The 12719-nt window shown below is 72.5% G+C and carries 10 protein-coding genes and 1 tRNA gene; 4 read left to right on the forward strand and 7 right to left on the reverse strand.

What is annotated here, in order from left to right:
* Window positions 1-94 precede the first annotated feature (94 nt).
* From OEIGOIKO_RS24945 to OEIGOIKO_RS24965, 5 genes are all read right to left on the reverse strand, one after another.
* Complete coding sequence (locus tag OEIGOIKO_RS24945) at window positions 95-679, reverse strand: 50S ribosomal protein L25/general stress protein Ctc (protein WP_125055892.1); 585 nt, start codon at window positions 677-679, stop codon at window positions 95-97.
* A gap of 222 nt (window positions 680-901) precedes the next feature.
* A complete protein-coding gene (locus OEIGOIKO_RS24950; protein WP_030374403.1) occupies window positions 902-1876 on the reverse strand; it encodes a ribose-phosphate diphosphokinase in 975 nt (324 codons plus the stop codon).
* 70 nt (window positions 1877-1946) lie between these two features.
* Window positions 1947-3404, reverse strand: coding sequence for a bifunctional UDP-N-acetylglucosamine diphosphorylase/glucosamine-1-phosphate N-acetyltransferase GlmU (gene glmU / locus OEIGOIKO_RS24955; RefSeq protein ID WP_125055893.1), 1458 nt, complete (start codon window positions 3402-3404; stop codon window positions 1947-1949).
* A 105-nt stretch (window positions 3405-3509) separates the two neighbouring features.
* A tRNA-Gln gene (locus OEIGOIKO_RS24960) sits at window positions 3510-3584 on the reverse strand.
* 15 nt (window positions 3585-3599) lie between these two features.
* Window positions 3600-4472 (reverse strand): hypothetical protein, encoded by an 873-nt coding sequence (locus tag OEIGOIKO_RS24965; protein ID WP_125055894.1) that lies wholly within the window; start codon window positions 4470-4472, stop codon window positions 3600-3602.
* A gap of 156 nt (window positions 4473-4628) precedes the next feature.
* On the opposite strand from OEIGOIKO_RS24965, the gene OEIGOIKO_RS24970 reads away from it, so the two are divergent.
* The gene (locus OEIGOIKO_RS24970) at window positions 4629-6074 is read left to right on the forward strand and encodes a sensor histidine kinase (protein ID WP_125055895.1); all 1446 of its coding nucleotides are present in this window, start codon (window positions 4629-4631) and stop codon (window positions 6072-6074) included.
* Window positions 6075-6193: 119 nt separating this feature from the next.
* Here OEIGOIKO_RS24970 and OEIGOIKO_RS24975 read toward each other — a convergent pair whose 3' ends face one another.
* Window positions 6194-6772, reverse strand: coding sequence for an SUKH-3 domain-containing protein (locus OEIGOIKO_RS24975; RefSeq protein ID WP_125055896.1), 579 nt, complete (start codon window positions 6770-6772; stop codon window positions 6194-6196).
* Window positions 6773-6780: 8 nt separating this feature from the next.
* Window positions 6781-7293 (reverse strand): YwqJ-related putative deaminase, encoded by a 513-nt coding sequence (locus tag OEIGOIKO_RS24980; protein ID WP_125055897.1) that lies wholly within the window; start codon window positions 7291-7293, stop codon window positions 6781-6783.
* A gap of 341 nt (window positions 7294-7634) precedes the next feature.
* Between OEIGOIKO_RS24980 and OEIGOIKO_RS24985 the strand changes: the two genes are divergently transcribed.
* The 3 genes from OEIGOIKO_RS24985 to OEIGOIKO_RS25000 all read left to right on the forward strand — a co-directional run bounded on the left by OEIGOIKO_RS24985 (window position 7635) and on the right by OEIGOIKO_RS25000 (window position 12710).
* On the forward strand, window positions 7635-8642 hold the full coding sequence (locus OEIGOIKO_RS24985; RefSeq protein ID WP_125055898.1) for an SMI1/KNR4 family protein: 1008 nt from the start codon (window positions 7635-7637) through the stop codon (window positions 8640-8642).
* Between the two features lie 6 nt (window positions 8643-8648).
* Window positions 8649-11552 (forward strand): SUKH-4 family immunity protein, encoded by a 2904-nt coding sequence (locus tag OEIGOIKO_RS24995; protein ID WP_174857212.1) that lies wholly within the window; start codon window positions 8649-8651, stop codon window positions 11550-11552.
* 87 nt (window positions 11553-11639) lie between these two features.
* Window positions 11640-12710, forward strand: coding sequence for an LCP family protein (locus tag OEIGOIKO_RS25000; protein ID WP_371858962.1), 1071 nt, complete (start codon window positions 11640-11642; stop codon window positions 12708-12710).
* Window positions 12711-12719 lie beyond the last annotated feature (9 nt).

The raw sequence follows: 12719 nt of genomic DNA on the forward strand, positions 1-12719 counted from the left end.
CTCCTTGCAGCGACCCACCCTGAAACGGCTCAACCGCCGCCCCGCGCACAGGGTGCGGGGCAGCGGTTGACAGTAACGCGCGTTACGGAAGCGATCAGCCCTCGGCGGACTCGTCGCCCTCGCCCGCCGCCGGCGCCTCGGCCTGCGCCGCGACGACCTGGAGCACCACGGTCTCCTCGTCGATCGCCAGCGCCGAACCGGTCGGCAGGGTGATGTCCTTGGCGTGCACCGAGTCACCGGCGTCCAGGCCCGCCACGGAGACGGTCACCGACTCCGGGATGTGGGTGGCCTCGGCCTCCAGCGGCAGGGTGTTCAGCAGGTGCTCCAGCAGGTTGGCACCCGGGGCCAGGTCGCCCTCGACGTGGATCGGCACCTCGACGGTGACCTTCTCGCCCTTCTTGACGGCCAGGAAGTCCACGTGGACCAGGAAGCCACGGATGGCCTCACGCTGCACGGCCTTGGGGATGACCAGCTCGCTCTCGCCGTCCACGTCCAGGCGGATCAGCGCGTTCGGGGTCTTCAGGGCCATCATCAGCGCGTGGTTGTAGATGGCGACGTGCTTCGGGGCGTCACCGTGGCCGTAGATCACGGCGGGGACCATGTCCTCGCGGCGCGAACGGCGGGCGGCACCCTTGCCGAAGTCGGTACGGATCTTGGCTTCGAGCTTGATCTCGGCCATGGCGGCACTCCTCGTAGTCGGCACGGTCGACGGACGACCGGACGGATCTGTGGGGCGTCACCCGGCCCACGACAGACCTGCTACGAAGAGCGCGTCGATAACGGACCGCCGCACCACAGAAAAGTGCGGCCTCCCTCGCCGAGCAACTCCACGAGTCTACCCGGCGGGGAGGCCGCCCCCAAAGTCGATCTCCGTACGCCCCTACGGGCTACGGAATCCGGCTCACTGCTCCTCGAAGAGGCTGGTCACCGAGCCGTCCTCGAACACCTCACGGATCGCCCGGGCGATCGTCGGCGCCATCGACAGCACCGTGATCTTGTCCAGCTCCAGCTCGGACGGGGTGGGCAGGGTGTTGGTGAAGACGAACTCGCTGACCTTGGAGTTCTTCAGCCGGTCCGCCGCCGGACCGGACAGGATGCCGTGCGTGGCCGTCACGATGACGTCCGCGGCACCGTTGGCGAACAGCGCCTCGGCCGCGGCGCAGATCGTGCCACCGGTGTCGATCATGTCGTCGACCAGGACACAGACCCGGTCCTTCACGTCACCGACGACCTCGTGGACGGTGACCTGGTTCGCCACGTCCTTGTCCCGGCGCTTGTGCACGATCGCCAGCGGCGCGTCCAGCCGGTCGCACCAGCGGTCCGCGACCCGCACCCGGCCCGCGTCCGGCGAGACCACCGTCAGCTTCTCGCGGTCCACCTTGGCGCCCACGTAGTCCGCGAGGACCGGCAGGGCGAACAGGTGGTCCACCGGGCCGTCGAAGAAGCCCTGGATCTGGTCGGTGTGCAGGTCGACCGTGACGATCCGGTCGGCGCCCGCGCACTTCAGCAGATCCGCGATCAGGCGGGCCGAGATCGGCTCGCGGCCGCGGTGCTTCTTGTCCTGACGGGCGTACCCGTACGACGGGATGACCACGGTGATGCTCCGGGCCGAAGCCCGCTTCAGCGCATCGATCATGATCAACTGTTCCATGATCCACTTATTGATGGGAGCCGTGTGGCTCTGCATCAAGAAGCAGTCCGCACCACGCGCCGACTCCTGGTAACGGACATAGATCTCTCCGTTGGCGAAGTCGAACGCCTTGGTCGGGACCAGCCCGACACCCAGCTGGTGGGCGACCTCCTCAGCCAGCTCGGGGTGGGCGCGGCCGGAGAAGAGCATCAGCTTCTTCTCGCCGGTCGTCTTGATCCCGGTCACAGCAAATCTCCTCGAATCCTGTTTGCGTGCACTAATCACGGTACGCCCCGCACGGCGCACCCGAGCACGATCACTGCTCGCCGTCGGACTCCTGGCCAGCAGCAGACGCAGCCTGCGCGGCGGCGCTTCCGGGACGCTTACGGGCGACCCAGCCCTCGATATTCCGCTGCTGGCCGCGCGCGACCGCCAGCGAACCCGGGGGCACATCCTTGGTGATGACCGAGCCGGCGGCGGTGTAAGCACCGTCCCCGACCGTGACAGGAGCCACAAACATGTTGTCCGAGCCGGTCCGGCAGTGCGACCCGATCGTCGTGTGGTGCTTCGCCTGCCCGTCGTAGTTCACGAACACGCTCGCCGCACCGATGTTGGTGAACTCACCGATCGTCGCGTCCCCCACGTACGACAGGTGCGGCACCTTCGTGCCCTCACCCACCGAGGCGTTCTTCATCTCCACGTACGCACCGGCCTTCGACTTCGGCCCCAGGTCCGTACCCGGACGCAGATACGCGTACGGGCCCACGCTCGCCCCCGGACCGACCTTCGCGCCGTCCGCGACCGTGAACGACACCTGCGCGCCCTCGCCGACCGACGTGTCCTTCAGCCGCGTGTCCGGACCCACCTGCGCGTGCGCCGCCACGTGCGTGGCGCCCAGCAGCTGCGTACCCGGGTGCACCGTCGCGTCCGCCTCGAACGTCACCGACACGTCCACCCACGTCGTCGCCGGGTCCACGACCGTCACACCGGCCAGCATCGCCCGCGTCAGCAGCCGCTCGTTGAGCAGGCGCCGCGCCTCCGCCAGCTGCACCCGGTTGTTGATGCCCAGGATCTCCCGGTGGTCGTCCGCCACCGCCGCGCCGACCCGGTGACCCGCCTCGCGCAGAATCCCCAGCACGTCGGTGAGGTACTCCTCACCCTGGCTGTTGTCCGTACGCACCTTGCCCAGCGCGTCCGTCAGCAGCTGCGCGTCGAACGCGAACACCCCGGAGTTGATCTCCCGGATCGCGCGCTGCGCGTCCGTGGCGTCCTTGTGCTCGACGATCTCGGTCACCGCGCCGGTGTTCTCGTCCCGCACGATCCGGCCGTACCCGGTCGAGTCCGGCACCTCCGCCGACAGCACCGTGACGGCGTTGCCGTCCGCCGCGTGGGTGTCACCGAGCTTCTTGAGGGTCTCGCCGGTCAGCAGCGGGGTGTCGCCGCACACGACGATCACCGTGCCGTCGAGGGTGACACCGCCGTTGCCCAGCTCCTCCAGGCCCATGCGGACGGCGTGGCCGGTGCCGTTCTGCTCGTGCTGGACAGCGGTGCGCACCTCCGGGTCGATCTCGGCGAGATGCCCGCCGACCTGCTCACGTGCGTGACCCACGACCACCACGAGGTGCTCGGGGTCCAGCTCACGGGAGGCGGCGACGACGTGCCCCACGAGGGAGCGGCCGCAGATCGCGTGCAGAACCTTGGGGGTCGACGACTTCATGCGGGTGCCCTCACCCGCTGCGAGAACGACGACGGCGGCCGGGCGGTTGGCGCTCACGGGATGCCCTTCGGCTTCTTCGGGTGGTGGACACCCGAAGGATACCGGTGCGGTTTGCGGCCGAAACGCGGGCGGGTCCCGACCTGGAGGTCAGGACCCGAACAGTGGCTCCGCCGGCTGGATTCGAACCAGCGTCTCAAGGCTCCAAAGGCCTGCGGGATGCCGCTACCCCACGGCGGATCACTGCTTCAGACCCTACCTGAGAGTCCGCCGGTCTTGGGGCCCCCGGGCGGCGGCCGTGATGCCCTGCCACCAGCCTTCGATACGGCGGTACAGCTCCGCGCCCTGGAGGACACGGACGACCAGACAGCCGTGGTAGTCCTCGCCGACGTTCTTGCGAACGGTCTTCGGGTTGTGCTTCTTCAGCGTCGTCTTGCCGAACGTGGCGACGTCGACGCCGACCAGGTTCGCCCAGTAGCGCTCGGACGCGGCCACGTCGGCGGACTCGTGGATCATCACTCGGAAGCGCAGCTTGCCGGGTTCGATGTCCAGCAGGTTCAGCCAGGCCAGATAGACGTGGATCATGGTCGGGTCGCTGTTGATGAAGGTGACGGTCTCCGACATGCGGTACGGCTTGCTCTTCGACCCCTCGGACCAGTAGAGCCCGACGCCCACCAGCATCAGTTCGCGGTCGGTGAGCGTGCCGATCTCGGCCATGGCCGCGGCCTTGGTCCGCTGCCGTTCCCTGTCCCGCACCGCCAGCTCGTGTTCCCAGCGTTTACGGTTCGCGAGTTTCGCCTGCTCCGCGGCGGTCCGCCGAGGCGGCGGCTTGGGCAGGTCGCGGACCCACAGGGAGATGGAGCTCTTCGAGCAGCCCAGCTCCACCTGGATCTCGTCGTACGTCATCCCCCGCCCTCGAAGCTCCCGCGCCCTCGCCCGCAAGTCGTCCTTCGCGTTCGGGCGGCGGGTCCAGTCCGGGGGCGGCTCGCCTTCGAGGAGGCGGTTGAGGATGTCGTTGTTGTGGACGTGTAAGCGGTCGCGGATCTGGCGGCGGCTCAGGCCGGCGCGGCGCAGGGTGACCGCTTGGTCGCGCAGGGACTCGAAGTCCGCTCGTGTGTGGTGGTGCATGAGGCCAGGTTGCGGCTGGTATGGACGCGCAGGGGTCGAAAATGCGGACGATTCAATAGTTCGAGGGTAAATAATTCAGTACCCGCCCGTAACGGTGCACTCGCGTGCAGAGCGCTCGACGGAAAAACGCCTGCGCGCGCCCGTAGGCTGGTCGGTATGACCGCAACGGGGGCAATCGAAGCAACGGGTGCGAGGGACGCGCCCGCCGGACCGTGGTGGTGGCCGCGGCGGCGGAGCGCGGTGCTGGACGTGTCGCTGGCCGCCGTCTCGACGGTGGAGACCGCGTTCGAAGGGCTGGACTTCGCCCATGACGCGGGGCTGCCGGCGTGGGCCGGGCTGCTGCTCGGGCTGGTCGTGGGTCCGGTGCTGCTGCTGCGGCGCCGCTGGCCGGTGGCGGTGGTGCTGGTGTCGGTGGCGGTGACGCCGGCGCAGATGGGCGCGCTGCTGGGCATGATCGGCCTGTATTCGCTGGCGGTCTCGGACGCGCCGCGGCGGGTGATCGGGCTGCTGGCGGGGATGTCGGTGGTGGGGACGCTGGTGTCCAGTTTCTTCACCATCCGGCAGGACGTGGGGGGCGAGCCGGATTTCAACCCGCCGACGTGGTTCGTGCTGGTGATGGCGGTGGCCGTGGCGCTGGTGGTGACGGCTCCGCCGGTGCTGTGGGGGTTGTACGTCGGTGCGCGGCGCCGGCTGGTGGAGAGTCTGCGGGAGCGGGCGGACGGTCTGGAGCGGGAGTTGTCGCTGCTGGCGGACCGGGCCGAGGAGCGGGCGGAGTGGGCGCGTAACGAGGAGCGGACGCGGATCGCGCGGGAGATGCACGACGTGGTGGCGCACCGGGTGAGTCTGATGGTGGTGCATGCGGCGGCGTTGCAGGCGGTGGCGTTGAAGGATCCGGAGAAGGCGTCGCGGAACGCGGGGCTGGTGGGGGACATGGGGCGGCAGGCGTTGACGGAGTTGCGGGAGATGCTGGGGGTGCTGCGGACGGCGGAGGGGGCGTCGGGCCGGTCGTCGGCGCCGGTGTCGGACGAGCCGGAGCGGCTGGTGGCGGTGGCGTCGCAGGTGAAGGCGAAGGCGGCGGAGTCCGGGGCCGGTGGTCCGGGGGTGCGGTCCGAGATGTCCGCGCAGGTGGCGGAGGCCGGGGCGGGGTCCGGTGGTGGTGCGGTGCGCGGTGGCGCGGCGGTGGTGACGGCGGAGCCGGAGGGCGAGGGGCCGTCGCTGGCGGAGCTGGGGGATCTGGTGGGGCAGTCGCGGGCTGCCGGGATGGTGGTGGAGCTGTCGGTGGACGGTGCGGCGGGGGAGGCCGGTTATCCGTCGGGGGTGGAGCAGACGGTGTACCGGGTGGTGCAGGAGGCGTTGACGAATGTGCACAAGCACGCTCCGGGCGCGGAGGTCCGGGTGCGGCTGGCGCATCGTGCGGGTGAGGTGGCGGTGCAGGTGGAGAACGGTCCGTCGGAGCGGGGTGCGGCGGATGTGGGGTTGCCGAGCGGGGGGAACGGCCTGGTCGGCATGCGGGAGCGGGTGAGTGGGCTGGGTGGGGTGTTCGTGTCGGGGCCGACGGAGGCGGGCGGGTTCCGGGTGTCGGCGGTGTTGCCGGGGCGGTAGGGGAGTTTCCGGGGCGGCAGGGGTGTTTCCGGCGCCGAGGGGCGCGGCCGTTCCGGGGCGTGCCCCTGTTCAGTTCTCCCGGCGCCGAGGGACGCGGCCGTTCCGGGGCGCGCCCTTGTTCAGTTCTCCCGTGCCGTGGCCTGGCTGAGCCGGGTGGGGCGGATGCCGAGGACGAGGGTGCCCAGGGCCTGGTCGATGTGCGGGCCGAGGTACCAGTCGCCGGTGTGGTCGAGGCTGTAGACGCGGCCTTCGGTGTCGATGGCGAGGACGGCCTGTCCGCCGGCTTCCCGGCCGAGGGGGGCGACGTCGGTCTCCAGGGCGCGGCCGAGGTCGCCGAGGGTGCGGGCGAGGTGGAGGCCGTGCAGGGGGTCGAGGGTGAAGGGGGTGGGGGCGAGGTGGCGTCCGGGGCCGGTGGGGGTGATGTCGAGGCCGCCGAATTCGGCCCAGGCTTCGACGGCGGCGGGGAAGACGGTGTGGCGGTGTCCGGCGGGGGAGGTGTGGGCGCGCAGGGCGTCGGCCCAGTGTTCGGCCTGCTGGATGTCCCAGCGGCCGGTGCGCCAGCCGGCGTCCTGGAGGGCGGCGTCGACGGCGACCGGGAAGCGGGTGGCCGAGGTCCGGTCGTAGGAGTCGTAGACCGGGGCGACGGGCGCGGCGGAGGCCGGGGCGGTGGAGTCCGCGGACGGTGCGGTGGGGGGCATGGTGCGGGTCAGCTCCCTGCGTGCGTACCGATGGGCATGACGCCGAAGAAGGCGAGGAGGGCGTCGCAGGAGCGACAGGGGGGAGCGTAGCTGCCGTGCAGGGGGTCGCCGTCCTCGCGGATGTGCCGGGCGGTGATCTTGGAGTGTTTCAAGGAGCGGCGGGCCTCGCCGTTGGTGAGGGGTTTGCGGGAGGCGCGTTTGCCTCGGTTGGCCTCGACGGCGGTGAGGTGCCGGCTGAGCAGGACGGCTTCGGGGCAGCGGCCGGTGAAGCGTTCGCGCTGGGCGGTGGCGAGGGTGTCGAGGAAGTCCTGGACGAGGTGGTGGAGCACGGGGGGCTGTTCGGCCTTGCTCGCGGTGCAGGTGAGGGTGCGTCCGCGTACGGAGAGGGCGGCGCCGACGGTGGGGAGGATGCCGTCGCGGCGGTGGCGGAGGGCAGGCGGACGGTCGTCGTCGGCGGTGCCGCTCCAGCCGACGCGGGGGTCTCCCGCGGTGGCGGTGTTGTGGTGTGCCGTGGTGCGCATGGTCAGTGCTTTTCCCTCCCCGAATCCCCGGGACGCCGGAGGTCCCCCGCAAGGGTAGGGGGAGGGTCAGCCTGCCAAATGTGGTGGGTGTTGGGGAAGTCGGGTGTGCTGTCGGTGATGTCACGGTTGTGTCCGGGTGCGGGGCCCGGTTCCGGGGTGTCCGGGCGGTGGTGCGGCCGGGGGCGGCGGGTGGTTGCGGGGTGGGGGCGTGCGGTGAAGTGGTGGTGCGCCGCCGGTTGTTGGGGCGGGGGTGGGGGAGGTCGGTCGACGTGCGCGGGAGGGCGGGTTGCGGTACGGCATAGGCTGTGCCCAGTAGCCGGATTCAGCCAGGGAGCACCGCCATGACGTCAGGTCGGCACGGGCTGGGGGCACCTCCCGGCCCTCAGGCCGCGGGCCACGCCGCGCCACCGAACACGGCCTATGCCGGGCAGGTCGTGCATTTCCCGGATCCGGTGCGTGCGGCGCGGTATCCGCGGGGGGTGCCGGTGGACGGGTCCGGGTTCCCGGATTTCTCGTCGTACGCGCGGGCGGCGGCGGAGATCGCGGAGCCGCCGGAGGGTTTCGGCGTGGACGAGTTGCGGCTGACGGACTATGTGTCGGCGAATGTGGCGTTGCACGCGCGGGGGCACGAGTTGTGGGAGGACGTGCCTGCGGTGGCGACGCCGCACGGCTGGACGTGGCATCACGTGGCGGGTTCGCGGCGGATGGAGCTGGTGCCGGTCGAGGTGAAGGCGCTGTTGCGGCATCACGGCGGGCTGGCGACGGCGGCGGTGGACCACGGGAAGCGGGGGACGCGGCCGTTGCAGGACACCCGGCCGGTGCATTTCGGACTGCCGCACCGGGAGCTGTCGGTGACGGAGGAGCAGGTGCGGCAGGCGGAGGAGGCGCTGGGGTACCGGCTGCCGGGTGCCTACCGTGCGTTCCTGAAGGCGGCGGGCGGGTGCGCGCCGGTGGGTGTGGGGCTGTACGCGGATCTGGGACTGCTGGTGGACCAGCCGTTCTTCACGGTGCGGGACGAGGCCGCGATGAACGATCTGGTGTACGTCAACAAGTGTCTGCGCGATCACTTCACCAAGGACTATCTGGGTGTGGGGTTCGTGCAGGGCGGGGTCATAGCGGTGCAGGTGCGGGGTGCGGCGCCGGGTTCGGTGTGGTTCTGCGCGTACGACGACGCGCGGGACCGGGACGGGTGGCCGGTGCGGGAGCGGGTGGAGCAGCTCCTGTTGCCGTGCGGGGCGGATTTCGACGATTTTCTGCAGGAGCTGGCGGGGAGTCCGCCGGAGCTGGAGACGGTGGCGGGTCTGATGGTGGACGGCGGCTTCGCGCGTGTCGTTCCGGTGGAGGGGTGAGGCGCGGTGGTGACGTTCGCGCAGGCGCAGGAGCGCGCGGAGCGCTGGGTCAACGAGGACGTGCCGGGTCCGTTCCGGCGTGAGGTGCGGGTGCGGGAGTTCGACCTGGGGTTCGTGGCCTGGGCGGAGGACCGCGCGGGCGGTCCGACGACGGAGGGCGGCCGGGCCCGGCTGGTGATCGCGCGGGACAGCGGGGAGACGACGCTGTGGCCGGGGCTGCCGGTGGGTGAGGTGATCCGGCGGTACGAGGAGGAGTACGGCGCGGTGGCGGACGCCGCGGTGGCGGATGCGCCGCCGCGGCGGATCGATCTGGAGGCGACGTCGTTCCTGCTGACGCCGCCGGAGTGGCTGCAGGAGGCGGCGGACCGGCGGACGTCGGGTGCGGGGCTGGTGCTGCCGGTCGACGGGCCGGCCGCGCCGGAGCCTGCCGCGCCGGAGGCGGTGCGGGACGCGGTGCCGCCCGTACCGGTGGACGCCCCTGTCGTGTCCGTACCGGATCAGGCCGCTTCCGTACGGGACGAGCCGGCCGTCGTGACGCCGTGGGCGGGGACGGACGTCCGGGCGGACGAGGACACCGACGACCGTTCGGTGGGGCTGCCCGCGACGGTCTTCGCGCCGCCGCTCGCCGGGTTCGACGACGAGGACACGCCGCCGGCGGGCGCGGGGTCCGAGGCCAGGACGGAACTGATCGCGGGCGGCAGCCGGTTGCCGCGGACGATGATGGCGCCGGCGGTCGAGGAGGCAGGGGCCGGCGGGCCGGTGGTGCCGCCGATGCCGTTGTCGCCTCCGTCGTCGCCGCTGCCGGGGCCGCCCGCCGGGGCCGTGCCGTACGGCGGTCCGGTGCCGCCCGCGGACGCGGCCGGGCCGGACGCGGCGGGACTGTCGGAGCTGCCGCCGCCGTCCGGGCCGCCGATCGCCGATGTGCCGCCGCCCCCTGCGTACGCGGGCTCCGGTGCCGCCGAGGGGCCGGGGGCACAGCCTGCGCCGCCCGGTGCCGGTGTGCACGCGGCCGCGACGGTGTTGGCGGACGGTTCGGCGCTGCCGGGGAACGCGGGCGGTCCGCCGCCGCTCCCCGGGGTGCCGGGTGCGAGCGCTGCGGACCGTACGGGGCCGGGTGCGCCGGACGGTGGTGCGGACGCGTCGGCGCCGTCCGCCGCCGCTCCGGCGGGCGGGTACGTCCCGACGCAGCTCGTGTCGCAGCTCGACGCCGATCAGGTGGATCTGAGTGCGGTGGACGGTCCGGAGGCGGCTGGGCCGGAGGCGGAGCAGGGGCCGCCCGCTCCGCCGTCGGCCGGGCCCGGTTCCGGTGCCGGTGGTGGGGTGCACGCGGCCGCGACGATGCTGGCCGGTGGCGCCGTGCTGTCGTCCGACGCGGCCGGGGCGGGCGGGTCGGGCGGCCCGGGTGCTCCGGGCGGCGCCGGTGGTTCTGCCGGTCCCGGTGTGCCGCCGCCTCCGGCGCCTCCCGGCGTGCCGAAGGCTGCCGGCGCGCCCGGTGCTTCCGGTGCGTCCGGTACGCCTGGTGCTCCCGGTAGTCCCGGTACTCCCGCTGATCAGTCCGCGTCCGGCGCTGCGGGTGGCCCGCCTCCGCCACCGTCCGCTCCGCCGTCCGCGCCGCCCTCGGCCGGTCCCGGCGGATCGGCCGGTCCCGCTGGTCCGGCCGGTCCCGGCGGTGTGCACGCCGCGGCGACGATGCTGGCCGACGGCGCCGGAGGCCTGGGCGGCCCGGGGATGCCGCCACCCGGCGTTCCGGGCCCGCCCGCGCCCGCTCCGGCCGCGCCCGGTCCCGTGGCGTCGGGCCCGGTGGCATCCGGCCCGGCCGCACCGCCGCCCGGAATGCCGCCGTCCGCCGCGCAGCCGCCCGCCGCGCCGCCCGCTTCCGGCTCGTACGGCTACCCTCAGGCGCAGCCGTCCGGGCAGCCGACCGTCGGCCCCGGCTACATGGCCGTCCTGAGCTACCGCGCCCCGGACGGTTCGGAGCAGAAGATCGTGCGGCGTTCCGCGCCGGGCACCCCGCATCCGGAGTGGCAGCTGCTGCACGAGTTGCGCGGTATGAACGTCCCGCCGCAGCAGGTGCTGGAGCTGCACACGGAGCTGGAGTCGTGCGACGTGCCGGGCGGGTACTGCGCGCGGATGGTGCGGGAGACCTGGCCGCAGGTGCGGATCAGCCACACCGCCGCGTACGGCACGGAGCACGTCTCGCGGCAGCAGGGCGTGCGGCACCTCGTGGAGCACCAGGGTGAGCTGCACCAGGTGGCGGACGGTCCGGCGCGGCCCGCGCCGGTGCGGGCACCCTTGCCGCACCCGTCCCAGGTGCAGGCGGTGCCGCCGGTGCCGCCGCAGGTGTTCGGGCAGGAGCTGGAGCAGGCGTTCGGTCCGCAGGGGATCTTCCGTTTCGATCAGCGGGCGGTCTCCCGGCACGGGGTGCCGGAGGTGGTGGCGCAGACGCTGGTGTGGGCCGGGCTGCCGGTGGACTTCGGGCCGTTCTTCTGGGCGCAGGCGCAGCCGGGGCGGCCGGTGCCGACGCTGGCGGAGCTGGCGGCGGAGCGCGGGGTGCGGCCGGCCGCGGACGCGGGGTCGTACCTGGTGATGGGGAACGACTTCGGGCGTCAGCTGTGTGTGCAGTACGGGACGGCGCACATCGTGGCGGTGCCGTTGGACGGCGGCGCGCAGGGGCCGGGCGGTCAGCCGGCGGTGCCGCAGTTCGTGAACAGCGGGCTGCCGGAGTTCGTGCGCTGCCTGGCGATGCTGGGCCGGATGTGGCGGCTGCGGTACGGGCTGACGCCGGAGCAGGCGGGGCGCTGGACGGTGGACTTCCAGGCGCAGCTGGTGGCGCTGGACGCGCCCGCGCTGGGGTCGCCGGAGACGTGGTGGTCGGTGCTGCTCGAACAGATGTGGGACGGGCTGCTGTAGGGCGCCGTTGGTACCGCCCGTGCTGCCGGTGCCGCCTCCGGCGGCGCTAGACCTGCGGGACGGGCGGGTCACCATGATCCTTCGTATATGGGTCAGCCGTCGTGGTCGCCGCAGCCTCCGTCGCCGGAGGGTACGTCGACGCTGTACCGGTCCGGGGCCGGGCGCTGGGGCCGCCGTCCGGGCGGGCGGCGGCGCCGGCTGTCCTGGCCGAAGCGGATCGCGCTGGTGCTGCTGGTTCTGGTGGTGCTGGCGGTGGCAGGCGGGGTGGCGCTGTACGTCTGGGCGGGCGACCAGGTGCGCCGTACCGATGCCGTCGCCGGCTACTCCGGCAGGCCGTCGCCGGGCAAGGGCACGAACTGGCTGCTGGTCGGTTCGGACAGCCGCGAGAGCCTGACGCCCGAGCAGCGGAAACGGCTGCACGTCGGCAACGACCAGGGGCTGAACACCGACACGATCATGGTGCTGCACCACGGGGACAGCGGTCCCTACCTGGTGAGCCTGCCGCGGGACAGCTATGTGGCGGTGCCGGGGCACGGCCGGAACAAGGTGAACGTGGCGTTCGCCGAGGGCGGACCGGAGCTGCTGACGCGCACCGTGGAGCAGGCGACGGGGCTGCGGATCGAACGCTACGCCGAGGTGGATTTCCTCGGCTTCGTGAAGGTGGTGGACGCGCTCGGCGGGGTACGGATGTGCCTGGACAAACCGCTCGAGGACGAGAAGTCGGGTGCCGACTTCCGGGCGGGCTGCCAGGAGATGGACGGAGTGCGGGCACTTGCGTACGTACGGGCGCGTTATACCGACCCGGAAGGCGACCTGGGCCGGGTCGGGCGGCAGCGGCAGCTGATCGGCGCGCTCGGCGACAAGATGCTCGGGGCCGGTGTGCTGCTCAATCCGTTCGCGCTGGTCCCGGCGCTGGACGCGGCGCTGTCGGCGCTGACGGTGGACCGGTCGGCGGGTGTGCCGGACCTGGCACGCCTGGGCTGGTCGATGAAGAAGATCGCGGACGGGGCGGGTGCGGCGACCACCGTTCCGGTGGCGAACCCCGGGGTGAACCTGGGTGGTCTCGGAGATGTGGTGGAGTGGGACGAGCAGGGAGCGCGGCGGCTCTTCCAGGCGCTCCGCGAAGATGTCCCGATTCCGACTTCTGGCAACAATTGACGCATCCTT

Origin of the sequence: Streptomyces paromomycinus (assembly GCF_003865155.1) — a bacterium.
Lineage (GTDB): Bacteria > Actinomycetota > Actinomycetes > Streptomycetales > Streptomycetaceae > Streptomyces > Streptomyces chrestomyceticus.